A 22047-nucleotide genomic window follows, 5' to 3' on the forward strand; every position below is an offset into this window, starting at 1 on the left:
CAATAAATATAACCGTAATCATTGCTTGTAACAGATATTATTAATCCTAATTAACCAGCGGCTTTATAGAGCGGGCTTACAAAAATTTATGCAGCATCTTCGTGTTTCAAAGAATGGCACGCTCGGCGAGACGATAAGTGATGTGATAAAAAGAAGGCCAGTATCCAGAGGAAATACGCAGTGGATGGTTCTGTAAAGTTGAGATTTGGGGAGCCCCGTCCTGAAGGACGGGGCAATATCACGAGAATTGTCTACAGCAGAAAAGCACTCTTTTATTCGACAAAAATATGTGGATAGAAGCGCGATAAATCCTGTGTGATCAGTGCTTTGTCTTCACGAATGCCGATGCCTGCAGGCTGATCGTTGATAAGCCAGCTGCCTATTAGCGTGTAGCTATCACCGAATTTCGGTAACTGACAGAACTGCTGGACTATCATACCTTCTTCACCGTAAGGACCTTCTGCACGGGCAATTTCTTTACCGTTTTCAACTATCGTCACGTTAGCGCCTTCACGTGAGAACAGCGGTTTAACGACGTATTTATCCATTAATGGATAGTCGTCTTCAGCAAAGTACGCCGGGAGCAGGTTAGGGTGGTCCGGGAACATTTCCCATAACATTGGCAGTAATGCTTTGTTAGAGATAATGCTTTTCCAGGCAGGCTCCAGCCATCTGACGCCAGCATCTTCCAGCTTGGTAGAGAACACTTCCCGCAGCATATATTCCCAAGGATAGAGTTTAAACAGACTGCCGATCACCTGATCCTGAAGATCGGTAAACTGTCCTCGCTCACCCAAGCCGATATCTTCCAGATACAGAAACTCACTGACTAAATCTGCTTCTGCCGCACAGTCTTGCATATACTGAACCGTGCCTCTGTCTTCCACGGTATCCCGACAGCAGGTAAAGTGCAGCAGGCTGAATCCGTGCTTTTCTTTAAGTTCGGCGAAACGTTCAATCAGCTTTTCTTGCAGGCTGTTAAACTGATCCGCACCTTCCGGCAGGTTACCTGCCTGAAGCTGATCTTCGAGCCAGATCCATTGGAAGAACGCAGCTTCATATAACGATGTCGGTGTATCTGCGTTGTTTTCCAGCAACTTTGGTTCGCCAATGCCGTCCCAGGCAAGATCAAGACGGGAATAGAGCGATGGTTGCTGGTTACGCCAGGATTGACGAACAAATTCCCAGGTATGCTTAGGGATACGAAAACGGGTCATCAGCTCATCACTGGCGACCACTTTTTCGACCACTTGTAAGCACATCTGGTGCAGCCCGGCAGTCACATCTTCCAGGCGCTCAACTTGAGGCAATGTCAGTTTATAATAGGCGTCTTCACACCAGTAGGGCTCACCATACATGGTGTGAAAATTAAAGCCGTACTCTTCTGCCTTCGCGCGCCAGTCCGGGCGCTCACTAATATTGACTCTTTCCATTTTTTATCAACCGCCCATTGAACGGCTGGAATTGGTATTTGACGCGCTGCTACGTTGCATGGCGGATTGCTTCGCAACGGAGTCGCCAAATCCACCACGAGTGATCGTGGAGGTGGTCGCAGGCTTTGGTGCCATCGCGGTTTTAGGCACTGTCATGGTACGGCCTGGAGTGGCAGCACCGTAGCTTTTACCGCTGGCATCGGCATATTTGCCATACGCCGGGCTGGCCGGATTTTTTGAGGAGAAGAGGGGCTGCTGAGCGCCACCACTCATCAGACGGCCCATCATATAACCCGCCATCAGAGGCATCCAGAAACTACCGCTGCTCTGGGCTTGGGCCTGATTTTCGCCACTGCCAGCCAGACTTGCCTGAGCAGGGGCCTGCTGACACTGGCCTTCACCAAATTCAGCAATACAGGCTTCGCGTGAGTCGTATTTAGGTGCGGTACGTTCCGCTTCTTTCAGCGCATTGTTATATGCAGTAGTACATTCTGCACTTTTGCCTGGATGTGCTACAGAGCAGTCATCAGCGTTCTGGTACAAGGAGACGGTTTCATCACTTTGTTCACAACCTGACAGCATAAATACAGCCGTAATAGCGATAGCTACCGGCGTTAAATGGCGAGCATTCCAGCTTTTGCGGAACGACGAATGATTTATTTGTTTTGTCCGTTTCATTTTATCAGTCCTGATCCCAGTCGGTTTGTTACTAAGAGTAAGGTATGCATGGTTGAAATTAAAGCAGTCTGGTGCGTTTGGCAGGAAATCTTTACGTTGTCTTACGTTCAGCGCCAAAAAGAAAGAAAAAAGGCGCAAAATTGCGCCTTTTTAGCTATTGAGCTGTAGTAACACGTGAAAGCATTACTTTCTTATCTTTTGGTTGCAGCAATAGGCGCGTAACCGTCCGCGCGTGCATTCTGTTCTGGTGTTAATGGTGCAACAGAATCAGGACGAGTCGAAACAGTTTTACCCAGCGTGTTATTCAGTGCCACCAAATCTTGCTCATTCAGCGTACCCAGCGCAGATTTGATGTTCAGCTCATTAATTAAATAGCTATAACGAGCATTAGAAAGCTGTTGTTTAGCGCTGTACAGAGAGCTGGTTGCGGTTAACACATCAACAATAGTACGGGTACCCACTGAGTAACCGGCTTCCATAGCATCTAAAGAGCTCTGTGCAGAAATTACCGCCTGTTTATAGGCGTTAATGGTGCTGATAGAGGCATTAATATTGTTAAATGATGAACGCACGGTTTGTACGACGCTACGGTGCGCGCCTTCGAGCTGTTCACTGGCACCGGTAAAATTATACTGGGCTTGTTTGACCTGGGAGCTAACCGATCCGCCCTGGTAAAGTGGCAGAGAGAAACTCAGGCCAACTTTGTTCTGGCCCGCGTAGGAGTTACCGTACTGAGCATTTCCGGACGTCCTGGAACCGCTATAGTCTGTGTTAGAGACACCGGTAGATGCCGTCAGGCTCAGAGTGGGTAAATGTCCATCCTCTGCCTGACGAATTTGTTCCCGGGCCAGATCCTGGCTCAGACGCGCTTGTAGCAATGACAGGTTACGTTTTTCTGCATCTTTTAGCAGGTTATTGACTGCATCTGGTTTGTTGGTTTTAAAACTATCAACATTCAATGACGCCAGGCTCAGGTAGTCGTTACCGGTAATTTGGCGCAACTCTTCAACGGTGTTATCGACGTTATTACGTGCAGTCACTTCGTTGGCCAGCACTGTATCGTACTGCGCACGTGCGTTCTGGACGTCAGTGATAGCCACCAAACCGACATTAAAGCGCTGTGTTGTCTGATCTAACTGACGGTATACTGATTGCTTTTGCGCTTCGATAAATGACAGAGAATCAATAGCATTCAGGACATTGAAATAGGCGGTTGCGGTATTTAAAATCAGCGCCTGCTGAGCATTTTGATAAATGACGTCCTGAATACCGGCGGTTTTTTCTTGCAGACCGAGCGCGCGCCATTTTGACATATCAAAAATATTTTGCGTTAACTGTAACGAAGCGCTGGTAGCATTAGAGTTAATGCCGTTATTGTCACGATAGCCATTGCTGTAGGTGTAGTCCGCACCCAAACCAAGCTGTGGCAGTAATGGGCTGCGTGCTTCGTTGATTTTTTCGAATGCGGCGTCACGGTCAGCAGCAGATTTACGCAGGTCCGGGTTACTGGTACGGGCCTGTTGATAAACCTGTAAAAGGTTTTCTGCCTGGCTCATGGCGCTGAAGCCTGTCAGGCTAAGGCCGATAAGTATGGGGAGCAGTTTCTTCATTTGCATTCCTTGTTGTGAAGCAGAATTATTTTAAACGCTGACAATGAGTCGGAAATGAACGCCAATTCTACCGAGTCTGTAAGTCAAGCAGATTGGCCTAATGTGCCATTGGCCTCAAATTTGCTCCAATCTATCATATCAAACATTAAACGGCAGTCCGCGAGCGGATAATTTCTTCAGATTACACGTAATGACGTGCGGGGCATCATCATGAGTCAGCCAGAAAAACAAAACGTTACATTTACTAAAAAAGATGTAGAAATTATTGCACGGGAAACGCTGTACCGTGGTTTTTTCTCTCTCGAACTGTATCGCTTTCGTCATCGTCTGTTTAATGGCGAAATGAGCGGTGAAGTAAAACGAGAAATTTTTGAACGCGGCCATGCTGCTGTGTTATTACCCTATGACCCAGTCCGCGATGAAGTGGTACTGATTGAGCAAATTCGTATTGCTGCTTTTGATACCAGTGAAACCCCTTGGTTATTAGAAATGATAGCGGGCATGATTGAAGAAGGCGAAAGCGTCGAGGACGTTGCGCGACGTGAAGCCCAGGAAGAAGCGGGCTTGCAGGTGGGCCGTATTAAACCAGTATTAAGTTACCTGGCAAGTCCTGGCGGCACCAGTGAAAGATTATCGATTGTGGTTGGCGAAGTTGATGCTACCCTTGCCGAAGGTATTCACGGACTTGCCGAAGAACTCGAAGATATTCGTGTTCAGGTGGTCAGTAGGCAGCAGGCTTATCAGTGGGTTGAAGAAGGACTGATTGATAACGCGGCCTCGGTTATTGCTCTGCAATGGCTGCAATTGAATTACAAAAAGTTACAAAAAGAGTGGAATCATTGATAATGAAGCGCTATGTACCTGATTTTCCAGAAATGATGCGTTTGTGCGAGACGAATTTTGCGCAGTTGCGTCGTTTACTACCAAGTGATGATGTCCCGGGTGAGAGCATCACTTATCAGGTCAACGGCGCTCATTACCGGCTTACGATTGCGGAATCGACACGTTACACGACACTGGTTACGATAGAGCAGATTTATCCTACAGTGAGTTACTGGAGCTTCCCTTCAATGACGGTCAGACTCTACCATGATGCGATGGTGGCGGAAGTGTGTTCAAGTCAGCAGATCTTTCGTTTCAAAGCGAGCTATGATTACCCTAATAAAAGGTTGCATCAACGCGATGAAAAGCATCAAATTAATCAGTTTCTGGCGGACTGGTTACGTTACTGTCTGGCACATGGCGCAATAGAAATTCCCATTTATACTTAATATTCAGGAGCGTAAAGCGCAACGCTCTTAATGAAGGATGGCGTGTAAGTGTGCGTTAAACCTAAGGATATCCTTTGGAAAGCCTGTTAAATCTTCCTGTGACCGATGATGGTCGAGTCAGGATACTGCAAATAACCGATACCCACCTGTTCGCAGGAAAGAATGAAACACTGCTCGGTATCAACACATGGGAAAGTTATCAGGCAGTGCTTGCCGCGATACTTGCCGGGCAGTGTCAATGCGATCTGATTGTGGCGACGGGGGATTTATCTCAAGATCATAGTGTGGAAGCCTATCAGCATTTTGCTGAGGGTATCTCACAAATTGCAGCGCCTTGTGTCTGGCTACCGGGTAATCATGACTTTCAACCCGCGATGTTTGATACGCTGTTTAAAGCAGATATTTCACCGGCTAAACAGGTTTTTGTCGGTGAACACTGGCAAATTCTGCTATTGGATAGTCAGGTATTTGGCGTGCCACATGGTGAGTTGAGTGAGTATCAGCTGGAATGGTTGTCGCGTCATCTGGAAGCTCATCCAGAGCGGCATGCTTTGGTATTACTTCACCATCATCCACTTCCGGCTGGCTGTAGCTGGCTGGATCAGCATAGTCTGAGAAATGCAGCCGCACTTGATGAAGTATTAAAAAACCATCCTCAGGTAAAGAATCTGCTGTGTGGTCATATTCATCAGGAACTGGATTTGAACTGGAATGGTCGAAGGATGATGGCAACGCCTTCCACCTGCGTTCAGTTTAAGCCTCATTGTGCGAATTTTACCCTCGATACCATCGAACCGGGATGGCGTTGGTTAGAGTTACATCCGGATGGCGAACTCACGACGCAGGTATGTCGCCTGAACGGCACGGTCTTTAATCCTGATACCAACTCTGAGGGATATTAGTGACCAGATTGCTGTATTTGCATGGGTTTAATAGTTCACCGCGTTCAGCGAAGGCGGTTGCCTTGCAACAGTGGCTGGCAGAACACCACCCGCAGATACATGTGCAGGTTCCACAACTGCCCTGTTATCCGGAACAGGCAGCAGAGCTGCTTGAATCTCTTATTCTTAAGAGCGATGAGGCTATAACTGGCGTGATAGGTTCTTCGTTGGGGGGCTATTATGCGACTTGGTTATCCCAGCGTTTTATGTTGCCTGCGGTCGTCGTTAATCCAGCAGTACGTCCTTTTGAGTTACTGGTAGATTATCTCGGTCATAATCAGAATCCCTACACGGGGCAGCAATATGTGCTAGAGTCTCGCCATATAAGCTTTCTCAAAGAAATGCATATTGACCCGCTGGAAGCACCAAATCTTATTTGGTTGTTACAACAGACGGGAGACGAAGTGCTTGATTATCAAGAGGCAGTCGATTATTACGCTGCCTGTCGCCAGACGGTTGAAACTGGGGGTAATCATGCTTTTATCGGTTTCGACAGTTATTTCACACAAATTGTCGATTTCTTCGGCCAGCCTTAAGGCCTGATGGCCGATTTCTGTTTTTTATCTGAATGAATAAGAGCCATGACTCAATCTTATAATGCCGATGATATAGAGGTACTCACCGGGCTCGAACCTGTTCGCCGTCGCCCGGGTATGTACACTGACACCACGCGCCCTAACCATTTAGGGCAGGAAGTCATCGATAATAGTATCGATGAAGCGCTGGCCGGACACGCGAAGCGTGTCGAAGTTATTCTGCATGCCGATCAATCGCTGGAAGTGGTTGATGATGGTCGCGGAATGCCTGTGGATATCCATTCTGAAGAGAAAGTTCCGGCTATTGAATTGATCCTTTGCCGTTTGCATGCGGGGGGGAAATTCTCCAATAAAAACTACCAGTTCTCTGGTGGCCTGCATGGCGTTGGGATTTCGGTAGTGAATGCGTTGTCCAAGCGCGTTGAAGTCACGGTTCGTCGCGACAGCCAAGTGTACCGTATTGCTTTTGAGAACGGTAATAAGGTCCAGGATCTTGAAGTTATTGGTACCTGTGGCAAACGTAATACCGGCACCAGCGTTCATTTCTGGCCGGATGAAAGCTTTTTTGATAGCCCGCGTTTTTCAGTATCACGCCTTAGCCATTTATTGAAGGCCAAGGCCGTATTGTGTCCCGGTGTGGAAATCATCTTTACTGATAAGGTCAATAATACCGAACAGCGCTGGTGTTATCAGGACGGGCTCAATGATTACCTCAGTGAAGCCGTAAATGGCCTGATTACGCTACCTGAAGTGCCTTTTATTGGTAATTTTTCTGGTGATACTGAAGCATTGGACTGGGCGCTGTTATGGTTACCGGAAGGTGGTGAACTGTTAACGGAAAGCTATGTTAACCTGATCCCAACCATGCAGGGCGGTACTCATGTCAATGGTCTGCGTCAAGGGCTCCTGGACGCGATGCGTGAGTTCTGTGAATTCCGTAATATCTTGCCGCGTGGAGTGAAGCTCTCGGCGGAAGATATCTGGGAACGCTGTGCTTATGTACTATCAGTCAAAATGCAAGATCCGCAGTTTGCCGGTCAAACCAAAGAACGCCTCTCTTCTCGCCAGTGTGCGGCCTTTGTTTCTGGTGTGGTAAAAGATGCATTCAGTCTGTGGTTGAACCAAAACGTTCATGCCGCAGAACAACTGGCTGAGCTGGCTATTTCCAGCGCCCAACGCCGGATGCGAGCAGCCAAAAAAGTGGTTCGCAAAAAACTCACCAGTGGCCCGGCACTGCCTGGCAAACTGGCGGATTGCTCATCACAGGATTTAGCGCGTACAGAATTATTCCTGGTGGAAGGGGATTCAGCAGGCGGTTCTGCCAAGCAGGCACGCGATCGTGAATACCAGGCAATTATGCCGCTTAAAGGAAAGATCCTTAATACCTGGGAAGTTTCACCTGATGAGGTTCTGGCTTCGCAAGAAGTACATGATATCTCTGTGGCTCTCGGAATCGATCCGGATAGTGAAGATCTCAGCCAGTTACGGTACGGTAAAATTTGTATTCTGGCCGATGCTGACTCTGACGGGCTGCATATTGCCACTCTGCTGTGCGCCTTATTTGTACGTCATTTCCGGGCGTTAGTAAAAGGCGGACATGTTTATGTCGCTATGCCACCGCTTTATCGTATCGATCTTGGCAAAGAAGTGTTTTATGCCCTGGATGAAGAAGAAAAAGCGGGTGTACTGGAACAATTAAAACGCAAGAAAGGTAAGCCAAACGTACAGCGTTTTAAAGGTCTTGGCGAAATGAACCCGCTGCAATTGCGGGAAACGACGCTCGATCCGAATACTCGCCGTCTGGTACAGCTAACCATAAGTGATGAGGATTTTCAGCAAACTCTCGCCAAAATGGATATGTTACTGGCGAAGAAACGCTCTGAAGACCGCCGTAACTGGTTGCAAGAGAAAGGCGATCTCGCGGATATTGAAGTGTAGAGATAAAATATTCCTGAAAACTGCCCAGAAAGCCTGTGTTGAACATCATCGTTTAACACAGGCTTTTTTCTGCTGTTGATTTATATATTGTGGTTTGTTGCCTGCGTTAATCCCACCGAATCACATAGTTCATCTATGCTCATCGACGGGCTGAACTTGGCGCCTACAGGTAACTCGAATTATTTAGGGTATACATCCATTAGATCCAGAGTTAAGCGCAGAACTTCCAAAGAAGAACGGATCGCTTTTTACCCCCTGTTATTATGCTTTGTAGTGGCACACTGAATTTGGCCACCTGAATAGAGGTGATATCATCACCTCATAGTCAAAACAGGTGACATTATGACCGGACGTAACAGACGCAATTTTAGCCCCGAGTTTCGCCTCGAAGCTGCCCAGCTTGTACTCGATCAGCACTACACCGTTGCCGCCGCTGCAACGGCAATGAATGTCGGCAAATCCACGATGGACAAATGGGTTCGACAACTGAAAGAAGAGCGAGCGGGAAAATCACCCATAGCTTCACCCATGACACCTGAGCAGATTGAGATACGTGAGTTGAAGAAAAGACTTCAACGCGTTGAAATGGAAAGGGATATATTAAAAAAGGCTACCGCGCTCTTGATGTCAGACTCCCTGAACAATTCTCATTAGTTGAGAAACTCAGGGCGCGGTTTCCTGTTGCCGTTGTGTGCAACGTGTTTGGGGTTCATCGCAGCAGTTATAAATACTGGCGGCAGCCCAGGAAGCCTGACGCCACGAGAGTGGCATTACTGAGCCTTGTGCGCGAAGTTTATCGCGAAAGTAATGGCTCAGCAGGAGCGCGAAGCATTGCCGCGATGGTCACCACCAAAGGTATAAAGCTGAGCCGCTGGCGGGCAACAAAGCTGATGAAAGCACTCAATATTATCAGCTGTCAGCAACCAGGCCATCGTTATAAGATGGCGTCTAAGGAACACATTGAGATCCCTAATTATCTGGATCGCCAGTTTGCTGTTACCGAGCCTAATCAGGCCTGGTGCGGTGATGTGACTTATATCTGGACGGGAAAACGCTGGGCTTATCTGGCTGTTGTACTCGATTTGTTTTCCCGTAAACCGGTTGGCTGGGCGATGTCATTTTCCCCTAATTCAGCACTGACAGGTAAAGCTCTGTCGATGGCCTGGGAAGCACGGGGAAAACCGGCTAATTTACTGTATCACTCGGATCAAGGCAGCCACTATACCAGCAGGAATTTCAGGCAGTTACTGTGGAGGTGTCAGATAAAGCAAAGCCTGAGTCGCCGGGGGAATTGCTGGGATAACAGCCCAATGGAACGGTTCTTCAGAAGCCTGAAAACAGAGTGGGTACCGGATAACGGCTACGTGAATTTTAGCGAAGCCAGCACGGCAATAACGAATTACATCACAGGATATTACAGCCAGCTCAGACCTCATCAATATAATGGTGGTTTGACGCCGAATGAATCAGAACGATTGTTCTGGAAAAACTCTAAAGCGGTGGCCAGTTTTAGTTGACCACTACACTTTGAGGAATGTTCTGTCACGTGCAGAAATCGGGCGCCCAGCAGAACAGCTTATGCACCTTTTACGTCATACGCTTACAAGCCTTTTGTATATAGTATGGATAGGTATATATTTTGGATAATTATATTCATAGTATATAGTGACCTATTATATAATAATGTTATTACCGATAAACTTAAATTGAATTCAGAATATACGTATTTTCTAGTTGGCGTTTTTATATTACATTAAATCCAAGAAAGATTTTTGTCATAACCTTCATAAACAATTGCATATATTCTGAATATGCGATGATTATTACTATAACGACAAGGGCTATTTAGTCTAAGGAGGGCAAGGAAAATCATATTCATATAATAATGTAAGTTATCAATAATCTATCTGAATAAAACTTAAGTAGCGTACACGTCTCGAGCACTGCCCAAGGTTTAGAGCTGATGAAACAGACTCTATTTAAATCACGAAATTATACAGGTAACTATTATGACTAAACCAATTGAGTTAGCTAATGAGTTAAAAGAACTTTATTTCAAAAGAGACATAAATAGAGGTTTCCGTAGTGTTGAAGTGAAAAAAATAAATTTCCTGGCTGTTTATGGTTCGATAGATATTACTTCCCTGCTGGTCACTGTCGACTTTATCGTTCCCGGAGAAATAGAAACTCAACAGATAACAGCATTGTGTTATTCAACAGAAGGCAATACATCCTGTCAGAGCTATGTGTCCATGCTATCTGATTATGTGTCAGGTAATAATGAAAATTACAAACTTATAATGACGCTATCTGAAGCAAGTCCGGAAAATAATAACTATTTTATTGAAAGTATTATTGTAATGTCTTAATTGTTATTTTTAACGTCTATTACTACAGCAGTCATCAATTTAGAGACAAACAGCCTGTGGAATAGATGATGAACAGAGAAAGTTAAGGTCAGGAGACTGAGGAAAAAGAAACTTTCAGTTTCCTGACCATCAGGGCATAGCCTGACTTTTCTCACTCATTTCTTCTCTATATTTTTTATTCGCTTTTTTATCGTTTATTCAGGGGGCGGCTACGTATTTCAGCGAGTACAGTTAACATGGTTTACTCCTTTTATTAGCAGGTAAACAGTTAAGCAAAAATTTGCCCAAGGTGCTTACGATATTCTGCTAAATAGTGCGGAACATCGGGTTGCTTCATAACATCATTCGCAATAAATGTCGGCAGGGCTTCCATACCAAGGAACTGGTTCGCTTTATGGAATGGCAGGTAAACCCCATCGACGCCGACACCGTGGAAAAATTGTTCCTTGTCGGTAAAGGCTTCCAGAGGTGCATTCCAGGTAAGAGACAACATATAAGTCTTGCCCTGTATCAGACCGCCGGATCCATATTTCTTACTGTCATCAGAACGCGTTCTGCCGTCGCTGGCATACAGTTTGCCGTGACCCACGGTAAATACGTCATCAATATATTTTTTCACGGTCCAGGGAGCCCCCATCCACCAACCCGGCATTTGCCAGATAATGGTATCGGCCCATAAGAATTTTTCTACTTCGGCTGAGGCGTCATACTCACTATCGGCGCGGGTGACCTGAACATGATGTCCAAGCTCGCGTAACGCCAGTTCTGCTGTTTTCGTCAGGGTGTCGTTCAACTGACCGTTAGAGTGGGCAAATTTCTTTCCGCCATTGATAATAAGTATATTGCTCATAATTAGCCTCTGATAATGATATGAACCACTATAACCAGAGGCGACAATGAGAAAAATAGTCAAAATGCGCAAAGACTTTTGCTAAAAAAGCAATAATCGTTGCTCACCACTTAAGGCAGACGGCAAAACCTCCTTCTTCAGCGTTACTGAAACTCGCCTGCATATTGTGTAAGGCGGCAATACGACGAACAATCGACAGCCCTAAACCGCTGCCGGTTTTCACCTGTCCTGGTGGACGGAAAAAGCGTTCCCCAAGTGAGGTTAAATATTCCTGACTGACGCCCGGGCCATCATCAATAACAGTAAGCATTTTATCCACCAGGGTTATCTTTATTTTGCTGCCAGCAGGACAGTAGCGAATGGCGTTATCGAGAATATTACGCAGCATAACCTCAAGTAGCAGAGACTGTCCGTGAAGAGTGACAGGGGGGGCTTGCATCTCAAGATGAATATCAATGCCTGCACGCTGTGCCACGTGCCAGACGCTCATCACACTCTGCTGGAGCAGATCCTGAAATGATAATGCTTGCACATCCTGTAGCGCGGCTGAAGCATCTAAGCGGGATAGCATTAATAACTGTTCAACCAGACGTGAGACACGGTCGATCCCTATGTGCAGGTTGGCGAGTGCAGCTTCTCGCACCGGAATATCATTTTCAGCCAGTTGGGCAACCTCAGCCTGAACTTTTAGCGCAGCCAACGGGCTACGCAGTTCATGGGCAGCATCAGAGATAAATCGTCGCTCGTGTACCATTAATTCGTGAGTACGGGCAAAAAGCTGATTAAGGGCATGGATAAGTGGCAGTACTTCCTGTGGTAGTGCTTTTGTTTCTAAAGGACGAGAATCATCAGCAGCGCGATGACGGAGTCCCTGAGCCATTTTTCGCAAAGGCCGCAGTTCATAACTGACCAGCCAGATCAGAAGCATAAGCATGAGTGTCAGTACTATCAGCCACGGCATGAGCTGGGAATAGACAATATCGAAGGCCATATCATCCCGATACTCCCACTCCTGGCCCACTACAATACGATAACGACCATCGGGTGTGGTTAGCCAAACCAGTCGCCACAATTCATCATCCAGTTTTTGATCAACGAAGCCATCTCTCTGCCAGTTATAGTTGAGATCTTTACCGTTATCTCCGTCGCTTAAAACCAAACCTCCGTGGGCGTTAAAAATTGCGAAGGCCAGAGTATCGTCATCCATTTTTCCACGATGTTTTTTCAGTAAATTTTTACTGCGAGGAAGCTGGGTATTTTCATGTGGCAGGGTACTAACATTGAGTATGCTTAATCGCTTGGCGAATAATAATTGCTGCGTATCGAACAGTTTGTTTAATGACTTGCGTGACTCATACCAGGCGAGAGTACTGGCGCTGACGGCGGCAACGATCGTTAAGATAATAAACGCCACGCTAAGGCGGGCCCGCAGGCTTTTTGCCAGGGAATTTAGCATGCTTCACCTAAGGTATAACCGATACCATGAACAGTACGTATAAAATCGCTTCCCAGTTTCTTACGCAGATGATGAATATGAACCTCTAAAGCATTACGGGAGACATCCTCATCCCAGTTATAAAGTTTTTCTTCAATCAGTGTTCGGGGTAGGACACGCCCTGCGTTACGCATAAGTAATTCCAGCAGCGCAAATTCTTTGGGTTTAAGGAGTAAGGGCGCGGCATTGAGTGTTACGGTATGACTGGTCGGATCCAGAACAACCTTGCCATGAACCAGTTCTGGTTGGGCATGTCCGTGAGTCCGACGCATGAGTACTTGCAGGCGGGCAGAGACTTCAGCCAAGGCGAAGGGTTTGCACAAGTAGTCATCGGCCCCTGAGTTCAGACCAGTGACGCGTTCATCCAGAGAATCGCGAGCGGTTAAAATTAATACGGGTTCGTTACGGCCGGCTTTTCGCCACTGGCGAAGAATATCCAGCCCGTCGATACCGGGCAGGCTTAAATCAAGAATGACTGCATCGTAAGGCGCCTGCGTGAGGGCATTTTTACCCACGGTGCCGTCATTAAACCAATCCACGGTGTATCCCAGCTTAATTAAACCTGCTTTGATCCCATCTCCAATTAACGGATCATCTTCAATCACCAGTATGCGCATCTCTTTTCCCTTATCAGTATTAGGCTAAAGTAAATACTGGAAATGTCGTGGTGTACAGACGTTCTTTTATCCAGGAAACATAAAATCAGTTCTTAAGATTTCGTTAAGCTTTGTGGTGTTTACTGGATCCAGTGACCCATTTAAAGGAGATAAAAAGAATGAAAAGAACAGCAGCATTGTTAGCCATTATGGCATTAACTACAGGCCCGGTATTTGCAGCTCAAACCGGCGGTTTTGTTGACCCGAATGCGAAAACTACCCAGAGTGAGACGGCAACAACGGGAGGGGGATTTAAGGGACCTTCAGGTAATAAAGCGACCGTTAAAGAAGCGAAAAATTTTTCTGATGATACTTGGGTGACGCTGACCGGAAATATTGAAAAACGTATTGGCGGGAACGATTATATTTTTCGTGATGCTACCGACAGTGTGAATGTTGAAATAAGCGATAAACGCTGGAACGGCCAGACAATTACTCCCCAGGATACTGTCGAAATTCAGGGGAAAGTTGATAAAGACTGGAATTCCGTTGAAATCGATGTGAAGAAAATAACCAAACAGTAATGGGTTATCTACAGCCAGTATCACTCTGATAGCGGTTAAGTTTCTTTATCCATTTTTTATCAGAAAACATCATAAAACCCTGTCTTTCTGCGCTGCTCCCCAAGGTTAATGGTGTAACTGACGGGGGCAGACCGCAGTCAACTGTATGACTCTAACGCTCAGATAAGGTACTATCGCCTCCAATTACGTTGACTGTTATTCAGTTGACTCGTTAGTTTGAGGATGAATGAGTAATGAGCGATTTAACTCATGATGGTGCTGAGCGTCTTGCGCTGCACGAATTCACGGAAAATGCGTATCTCAAATACTCCATGTACGTCATTATGGATCGTGCCTTGCCGTTTATCGGTGATGGTCTTAAACCGGTCCAGCGTCGTATTGTGTACGCAATGTCAGAGCTGGGTTTAAACGCCAGCGCAAAATTTAAGAAATCAGCGCGTACAGTCGGTGACGTGTTGGGTAAATATCATCCACATGGTGACAGTGCATGCTATGAAGCGATGGTCTTAATGGCCCAGCCGTTTTCATATCGTTATCCGTTGGTTGATGGTCAGGGGAACTGGGGGGCTCAGGATGATCCTAAATCCTTTGCTGCCATGCGTTATACCGAATCTCGTCTGTCAAAATACGCAGAATTACTGCTGGGTGAGTTAGGGCAGGGAACGGTCGACTACGCACCAAACTTTGATGGCACTTTGCAAGAGCCGAAGATGCTCCCTGCGCGGCTCCCCAATATTCTGCTTAACGGCACAACCGGTATTGCCGTCGGTATGGCGACCGATATTCCTCCTCATAACTTGCGTGAAGTTGCCAGAGCAGTTATCACCTTGATTGATAAGCCAGAAACGACTCTGGATGAGGTGCTGGATATTGTTCAGGGGCCGGATTATCCTACTGAAGCCGAAATTATTACGCCACGCACTGAAATCCGTAAAATTTATCAGAATGGGCGTGGCTCTGTACGTATGCGTGCCATTTGGAAGAAAGAAGAGGGTGATGTTGTTATCACCGCCCTGCCACATCAAGTTTCCGGCGCTCGCGTATTAGAGCAAATCGCGAACCAAATGCGCGCGAAAAAATTGCCGATGGTGGAAGATCTACGGGACGAGTCAGACCACGAAAATCCAACCCGTCTGGTGATTGTGCCGCGTTCTAATCGTGTGGATATGACTCAGGTCATGAACCATCTGTTTGCGACCACGGATTTAGAAAAAAGCTATCGTATTAATTTAAATATGATAGGTCTTAATAGCCGTCCTGCCGTAAAAAACCTGCTGGAAATTCTCAGTGAATGGCTGGTTTATCGCCGCCAGACTGTGCGCCGTCGTTTGAATTTCCGTTTGGATAAAGTGCTTAAACGCCTGCATATTCTCGAAGGTTTGCTGGTGGCATTTCTCAATATCGATGAAGTGATTGAGATAATCCGTACTGAGGATGAACCAAAAGCGGTTCTGATGTCGCGTTTTGATATCAGCGAAACTCAGGCAGAAGCAATTCTTGAATTAAAGTTACGTCACCTTGCCAAACTTGAAGAGATGAAAATCCGCGGTGAGCAGGACGAACTGGCACAAGAGCGCGATCGTTTACAAGCTCTGCTCGCTTCAGAGCGTAAAATGAATACGCTGTTGAAAAAAGAGTTACAGGCTGATGCTGAAACTTATGGCGATGCTCGCCGCTCACCACTGCAGGAGCGTGAAGAAGCAAAAGCCATGAATGAGCACGATATGCAACCTTCTGAGCCGATCACCGTTATTCTGTCACAGATGGGATGGGTGCGTAGTGCTAAGGGCCATGATATTGATGCTGAAGGTCTCAGTTATAAAGCCGGTGACAGTTACCTGGCTTCGGCGAAGGGAAAAAGTAATCAGCCAGCGGTGTTTATTGACTCGACGGGAAGAAGCTATGCCCTGGATCCTAGCACCTTACCTTCTGCACGTAGTCAGGGAGAGCCGTTAACCGGTAAACTTACGCCTCCACCAGGGGCGGTGGTTGAGCATGTGCTGATGACCGCCGAAGATAGAAAACTGTTGATGGCTTCTGATGCGGGTTACGGTTTTGTTTGCTCTTTTAATGACTTGGTCTCGCGTAATCGTGCAGGAAAAGCGCTTATCTCATTGCCTGAGAATGCGCGAGTTCTGCCGCCGATTGAAATTAATAGTGCTGATGATATGTTACTTGCCATCACTGCAGCGGGAAGAATGCTGATGTTCCCGGTGAGTGATTTGCCTGAACTTTCAAAAGGGAAAGGAAATAAAATTATTTCTATTCCTTCAGCGGAAGCGGCGAAAGGCGTGGATAAACTGGCACACCTCTATATTCTGCCAGGGCAAAGTACTCTGACCTTACATGTTGGTAAACGAAAAATAAAACTGCGTCCGGAAGAACTTCAGAAAGTGCAGGGTGAGAGAGGGCGTCGCGGTACGTTAATGCGTGGTTTGCAGCGAATTGACAGGGTCGAGATTGATTCACCTGCATCTGCAGGATCGACAGACAGCGAAGAATAATTGTGATGGCGGCTTATCGTCGCCAGCACGATAGATATCCATGCTAAAGCCGACAGTGAGTGTCGGCTCAGGCTTAAGAGGGCGTTATGTTAGCTATTGTTCGTTTTATTATCGCGATTATTTATTGCATTCTGGTCTGTATTTTAGGATCTATTTACTGCTTGTTTAGCCCACGTAACCCACGTCATGTTGCGACTTTTGGCCATTTGTTTGCTCGGCTGGCGCCCGTTTTTGGCTTGAAGGTTGAATATCGTTTACCTGCAGGCGCAGAATCACATCCACCGGCTATTTATATTGGTAATCATCAAAATAATTACGATATGGTCACTGCCTCAGGTATCGTTCAGCCGCCAACAGTGACGGTCGGAAAGAAAAGTTTGTTATGGGTTCCTTTTTTTGGTCCGCTTTATTGGATAACCGGAAACCTGCTGATTGATAGAGATAACCGTGCCAAAGCTGTTGGGACGTTGACCCAGGTGGTGGAGCAAATACATAAGCGTAAAATCTCTATCTGGATGTTTCCTGAAGGAACGCGTAGTAGAGGACGTGGGTTGTTGCCCTTTAAAACAGGTGCATTTCATGCCGCACTGGCTGCTGGCGTACCTGTTATTCCGGTGTGTGTATCTAACACCCATAATAAGGTGAAGTTGAATCGCTGGAATAATGGTGTGGTGATTGTTGAAATGCTGCCGCCTATTGATGTTAGCGGTTATGATAAAAGTGAAGCCCGTAAACTTGCCACCTATTGCCGCACCCTGATGAGAGCGAAAATTGATGAGCTGGATAAAGAAGTCGCCCAGCGGGAAGCTTAGAATAAAAAAGCATCGGGATAACTAAAGCTGTCACCCGGCAGTATACGAGTTATTGTATCCGTTGCTTGAAATATGACGGTTCTGTCAAATACCCTGAGTATTACGCTATTTAGTATCACATGGAGCAATTATGTCATTCAGTCGCCGTCAGTTTATTCAGGCATCCGGACTGGCCATTTGTGCCAGTACATTGCCAGCGAGAGCTAACGCGGCAGGACAGCAACAGGCCTTACCTATTCCGCCCTTGCTTGAATCGCGGCGTGGTCAGCCGCTGTTTCTGACGTTACAGCGTGCTCACTGGTCATTTAATGGTGGCCCTAAAGTACCAATCTGGGGCATTAATGGTCATTATCTTGGGCCCACCATCCGTGTCTGGAGCGGCGACGACGTTAAAATGATTTACAGCAACCGTCTCACAGAAAGTATTTCGATGACGGTCGCGGGTCTTCAAGTTCCTGGTGCATTGATCGGCGGCATTGCCAGAATGATCCCTCCCGGGGCTGACTGGGCTCCTATCTTACCGGTTCGTCAGCCTGCTGCCACACTTTGGTATCATGCGAATACGCCCAACCGCACGGCTCAGCATGTCTATAATGGGCTGGCGGGTATGTGGCTGGTTGAAGATGCGATGAGTAAATCGCTTCCTATTCCTAACCACTATGGCGTCGATGATTTTCCTGTCATTATTCAGGATAAGCGACTGAATAATTTCGGTGAACCAGAGTATAAAGAGCCCAGCAGTGGTGGGTTACTTGGCGATACCTTGCTGGTCAATGGAGTACAGAGCCCTTATGTTGAGGTTTCGCGTGGTTGGGTTCGTTTACGTTTACTGAATGCCTCTAATGCTCGTCGTTATCTGTTACAAATGAGCGATGCACGAAAAATGCATGTTATCGCAGGCGATCAGGGCTTCTTGACCGCACCGGTTTCAGTCCAGCAGTTGTCTCTGGCCCCAGGTGAACGGCGTGAAATTCTGGTAGACATGTCTACTGGAAAAGAGGTTTCTATTACCTGTGGTGAAGCGGCGGGTATTATGGATCGTATCCGTGGGCTCTTTGAACCTTCATCTATTCTGCAATCCACTTTGGTATTAACATTACGACCGACCGGGTTGCTACCGTTAGTAACGGATCCTTTACCTGCTCGTTTACTCTCAGAAGAAGTGATAGCCGGAAATCCGATACGCAGCCGTGAAATTACTTTGGGTGATGACCCGGGTATTAATGGTCAGCTTTGGGATGTCAATCGCACAGATATTCAGGCGCAGCAAGGCACCTGGGAAAGATGGACGGTACGTGCAGATATGCCGCAGTCATTCCATATTGAAGGGGTGCGTTTTCTGGTGCGTAATGTTAATGGCGCGATGCCATTTGGAGAAGATCGCGGCTGGAAAGATACGGTCTGGATCGACGGTCAGGTTGAGCTGCTGGTCTATTTTGATCAACCATCCTGGGTTAATTTCCCCTTTCTGTACTCGAGCCAGACTTTAGAGATGGGCGATCGCGGCTCTAAAGGTCAGCTAGTCGTTCAACCCGCCCCTTAAATGCCTTCCCTTTTCCAAATGGAAAAGGGAAAAGACCCCTCTGAATAAAAGCCTTTAGCTTATTGTGGCTAAAAGCGTATAATTCGTCCCCCTTTGTTCACTTAATAATCGCTATTACGGAATGACTATGTCTGTCAAAAGTTTGATCCAGCCTGATCGGGAACTGTTTGCATGGCCGCAGTATTGGGCTGCTTGCTTCGGCCCGGCACCTTTTTTACCTATGTCTCGTCAGGAGATGGATGAGCTTGGCTGGGACAGCTGTGACATTATTCTGGTGACTGGCGATGCCTATGTCGATCATCCCAGTTTTGGTATGGCGATTTGCGGACGAATGCTGGAAGCCCAGGGTTTTCGGGTGGGGATTATTGCCCAGCCAGACTGGACGTCAAAGCAGGACTTTATGCGATTAGGTAAACCCAATCTCTTTTTTGGTGTAACCGCCGGCAATATGGATTCGATGATCAACCGCTACACGGCCGATCGTAAATTGCGCCATGACGATGCTTATACGCCAGATAATGTTGCCGGTAAACGTCCGGACAGAGCCTCCCTGGTTTATACCCAGCGCTGTAAAGAAGCCTGGCGTGATGTGCCGGTGATTTTGGGTGGAATTGAAGCAAGTTTGCGACGGACCGCGCACTATGACTATTGGTCTGATACCGTACGCCGTTCGATTCTGGTTGATGCTAAAGCCGATATGCTTATTTTTGGCAACGGTGAGCGTCCGCTAGTGGAAGTCGCACATCGCCTGGCAAGTGGTGAAATGATTGCTGATATTGACGATGTCCGTAATACTGCAATGATGCGCAAACAGGCCCTGCCGGGCTGGAGTGGGGTGGACTCAACCCGCCTGGACTCACCGGGTCGCATTGATCCTATTCCACACCCTTATGGAGAGGATCTCCCCTGTGCTGAAGGGACCAAATTTGACGCTTCAGAGGCCCAGGTTAAAGTGCAGCAGGTGACGGTTCAGCCACCCAGACCTAAGCCGTGGGAGAAAACCTATGTTCTGTTGCCTTCGTTTGAGAAAGTCAAAAACGATAAAGTGCTGTATGCCCACGCCTCGCGAATTTTACATCATGAAACCAACCCTGGGTGTGCACGTGCTTTAATGCAAAAACACGGTGACCGTTATATCTGGATTAACCCGCCCGCTATTCCTCTGTCGACAGAAGAGATGGACAGTGTTTTTGCTCTGCCTTATCAGCGGGTACCGCATCCTTCTTATGGAAGCGCACGAATTCCCGCTTATGAGATGATCCGTTTTTCGGTCAATATCATGCGCGGTTGTTTCGGTGGTTGTTCGTTTTGTTCCATCACTGAACATGAAGGACGTATTATTCAGAGTCGTTCTGAAGATTCTATTATTCAAGAAATTGAGGCGATGCGTGACACGGTGCCTGGTTTTACCGGCATAGTGTCAGATTTAGGCGGACCAACGGCCAATATGTATATGCTGCGCTGTAAATCGCCGCGCGCGGAACAAACTTGCCGTCGTCTTTCCTGTGTCTATCCGGAAATCTGTCAGCATATGGACACAGATCATCAGCCGACCATTAACCTGTATCGTCGGGCGCGTTCTCTGAGCGGGATTAAAAAAATTCTTATCGCTTCTGGTGTTCGTTACGATCTGGCTGTGGAAGATTCTCGTTATATCAAGGAACTGGCCACTCATCATGTCGGTGGTTATCTGAAGATTGCGCCAGAACATACCGAGCAAGGGCCGCTGGCGATGATGATGAAACCTGGTATGGGCAGTTATCAGCGCTTTAAAGAGCTGTTTGATACTTATTCCAGGCAGGCAGGGAAAGAACAGTACCTGATCCCTTACTTTATTTCAGCTCACCCAGGTACCCGGGATGAAGATATGGTGAACCTGGCAATTTGGCTGAAACAGCATCGTTTCCGCCTTGATCAAGTGCAGAACTTCTATCCTTCGCCACTCGCGAACTCCACCACGATGTATTACACCGGTAAGAATCCGCTCAGTAAGGTGGGCTATAAAAGTGAAGATGTCGTCGTACCACGTGGTGATCGTCAGCGTCGGCTGCATAAAGCATTATTACGCTATCACGATCCTGCTAACTGGCCATTGATCCGCGAAGCATTGACAGAAATGGGTAAAAAACATCTGATTGGTGGGCGTCGTGAATGCCTGGTCCCTGCGCCAACCCTGGAAGAAATCCGGGCTGCACGCAGAAATAATCGTGCAATGCGTCCGGCACTGACCCGACATACCCCGCCTGCACATCAGCGTCGGGCCAGCACTGGCGTTAAAGGTAAATCAACCCAGAAGTAATTCACCGTCGTATTACTCAAGGGCAGCTATCAGGACTGCGTAGCTTCCCTTGAGCCCTTTGGTGCTGTTTTCTTGCCAAACGCTCACACTGTTGTTTCATGTCATTAAAAACACATTCTGTCAGTTTGGGCAGGAATGGGTCGGAAGGCGTGAGTGGACAGGTTCAATGACGTGAAGTGTTTCGGATATAAATTATCAAAATAGTCACGTAAACATTTCCGCGCCAGACCTGATCCTATGGAGTGAAAGGCAAGGATAGTGATAAGGGGCTTTCTTGCTTGTCAGAACGCCATTTCGAAAGATATTGCAACGAATCTTCTCCTCTGCGCTTTTTCCAGCCATGAGGAAAGATTAATTTCTAATTTGTAAAATCAACAATACAGCTTTTGAACTGTATTCATCTCTTCTCTGTTTTACAAAAAACTTTAATGTTGCCGAAAAGTAACAACAATGTATATTGTTTGTCCGCTTGCGCTGTGGTTTTGTTATGTTGCAGGCACGTAGAACACACTATTTTTTGGAGTATTTTTTGAAAAGAACAAAGCTTCATCCCAGATTTATGAAATTTGTCATGCCTGGGATAACCTC

At 46.9% G+C, this 22047-nt stretch carries 18 protein-coding genes; 12 read left to right on the forward strand and 6 right to left on the reverse strand.

Annotation, left to right across the window (positions count from 1 at the left end):
* Window positions 1-272 precede the first annotated feature (272 nt).
* From Q1A40_RS20755 to tolC, 3 genes are all read right to left on the reverse strand, one after another.
* On the reverse strand, window positions 273-1433 hold the full coding sequence (locus Q1A40_RS20755; protein WP_300004813.1) for a glutathionylspermidine synthase family protein: 1161 nt from the start codon (window positions 1431-1433) through the stop codon (window positions 273-275).
* Between the two features lie 6 nt (window positions 1434-1439).
* Entirely contained in the window at window positions 1440-2111 is a 672-nt protein-coding gene (locus tag Q1A40_RS20760; protein WP_300004814.1) for a DUF1190 family protein, read from the reverse strand.
* A 191-nt stretch (window positions 2112-2302) separates the two neighbouring features.
* Window positions 2303-3721, reverse strand: a complete 1419-nt coding sequence (gene tolC, locus Q1A40_RS20765) for an outer membrane channel protein TolC (protein WP_300004815.1) — start codon at window positions 3719-3721, stop codon at window positions 2303-2305.
* A gap of 210 nt (window positions 3722-3931) precedes the next feature.
* Between tolC and nudF the strand changes: the two genes are divergently transcribed.
* From nudF to Q1A40_RS20800, 7 genes are all read left to right on the forward strand, one after another.
* Entirely contained in the window at window positions 3932-4564 is a 633-nt protein-coding gene (gene nudF / locus Q1A40_RS20770; RefSeq protein WP_300004816.1) for an ADP-ribose diphosphatase, read from the forward strand.
* Window positions 4565-4566: 2 nt separating this feature from the next.
* Window positions 4567-4992, forward strand: coding sequence for a DUF1249 family protein (locus Q1A40_RS20775; RefSeq protein ID WP_300004817.1), 426 nt, complete (start codon window positions 4567-4569; stop codon window positions 4990-4992).
* A 74-nt stretch (window positions 4993-5066) separates the two neighbouring features.
* Window positions 5067-5894 (forward strand): 3',5'-cyclic-AMP phosphodiesterase, encoded by an 828-nt coding sequence (gene cpdA, locus Q1A40_RS20780; RefSeq protein WP_300004818.1) that lies wholly within the window; start codon window positions 5067-5069, stop codon window positions 5892-5894.
* A complete protein-coding gene (gene yqiA / locus Q1A40_RS20785; protein ID WP_300004819.1) occupies window positions 5894-6469 on the forward strand; it encodes an esterase YqiA in 576 nt (191 codons plus the stop codon). The genes cpdA and yqiA overlap by 1 nt, the downstream gene beginning before the upstream one ends.
* 45 nt (window positions 6470-6514) lie before the next feature.
* Window positions 6515-8407 (forward strand): DNA topoisomerase IV subunit B, encoded by a 1893-nt coding sequence (gene parE, locus Q1A40_RS20790; protein ID WP_300004820.1) that lies wholly within the window; start codon window positions 6515-6517, stop codon window positions 8405-8407.
* Between the two features lie 342 nt (window positions 8408-8749).
* Window positions 8750-9924 (forward strand): IS3 family transposase gene (locus Q1A40_RS20795; RefSeq protein ID WP_300004821.1). Its coding sequence is split into 2 segments (ribosomal slippage): window positions 8750-9008 and window positions 9008-9924, totalling 1176 coding nucleotides; the frame shifts between segments, so codons are not numbered across the junction.
* 492 nt (window positions 9925-10416) lie between these two features.
* A complete protein-coding gene (locus tag Q1A40_RS20800) occupies window positions 10417-10776 on the forward strand; it encodes a hypothetical protein (protein ID WP_300004822.1) in 360 nt (119 codons plus the stop codon).
* Window positions 10777-11044: 268 nt separating this feature from the next.
* Here the strand turns inward: Q1A40_RS20800 and Q1A40_RS20805 are convergent, their stop codons facing one another.
* The 3 genes from Q1A40_RS20805 to qseB all read right to left on the reverse strand — a co-directional run bounded on the left by Q1A40_RS20805 (window position 11045) and on the right by qseB (window position 13738).
* Window positions 11045-11626, reverse strand: a complete 582-nt coding sequence (locus Q1A40_RS20805; RefSeq protein WP_300004823.1) for an NAD(P)H-dependent oxidoreductase — start codon at window positions 11624-11626, stop codon at window positions 11045-11047.
* Window positions 11627-11729: 103 nt separating this feature from the next.
* Window positions 11730-13082, reverse strand: a complete 1353-nt coding sequence (gene qseC / locus Q1A40_RS20810; RefSeq protein ID WP_300004824.1) for a quorum sensing histidine kinase QseC — start codon at window positions 13080-13082, stop codon at window positions 11730-11732.
* Complete coding sequence (gene qseB, locus Q1A40_RS20815) at window positions 13076-13738, reverse strand: quorum sensing response regulator transcription factor QseB (protein ID WP_300004825.1); 663 nt, start codon at window positions 13736-13738, stop codon at window positions 13076-13078. The genes qseC and qseB overlap by 7 nt, the downstream gene beginning before the upstream one ends.
* Window positions 13739-13896: 158 nt before the next feature.
* Between qseB and Q1A40_RS20820 the strand changes: the two genes are divergently transcribed.
* The 5 genes from Q1A40_RS20820 to Q1A40_RS20840 all read left to right on the forward strand — a co-directional run bounded on the left by Q1A40_RS20820 (window position 13897) and on the right by Q1A40_RS20840 (window position 21459).
* On the forward strand, window positions 13897-14301 hold the full coding sequence (locus Q1A40_RS20820; RefSeq protein WP_300004826.1) for a YgiW/YdeI family stress tolerance OB fold protein: 405 nt from the start codon (window positions 13897-13899) through the stop codon (window positions 14299-14301).
* 233 nt (window positions 14302-14534) lie between these two features.
* Window positions 14535-16805 (forward strand): DNA topoisomerase IV subunit A, encoded by a 2271-nt coding sequence (gene parC, locus Q1A40_RS20825; protein WP_300004827.1) that lies wholly within the window; start codon window positions 14535-14537, stop codon window positions 16803-16805.
* An 86-nt stretch (window positions 16806-16891) separates the two neighbouring features.
* Entirely contained in the window at window positions 16892-17617 is a 726-nt protein-coding gene (locus Q1A40_RS20830; RefSeq protein ID WP_300004828.1) for a 1-acylglycerol-3-phosphate O-acyltransferase, read from the forward strand.
* 130 nt (window positions 17618-17747) lie between these two features.
* A complete protein-coding gene (ftsP, locus tag Q1A40_RS20835; RefSeq protein WP_300004829.1) occupies window positions 17748-19160 on the forward strand; it encodes a cell division protein FtsP in 1413 nt (470 codons plus the stop codon).
* 127 nt (window positions 19161-19287) lie between these two features.
* Window positions 19288-21459, forward strand: coding sequence for a YgiQ family radical SAM protein (locus Q1A40_RS20840; protein WP_300004830.1), 2172 nt, complete (start codon window positions 19288-19290; stop codon window positions 21457-21459).
* Window positions 21460-22047: the final 588 nt, after the last annotated feature.

The sequence above is a fragment of the uncultured Cedecea sp. genome, assembly GCF_947498825.1.
Lineage (GTDB): Bacteria > Pseudomonadota > Gammaproteobacteria > Enterobacterales > Enterobacteriaceae > JGM124.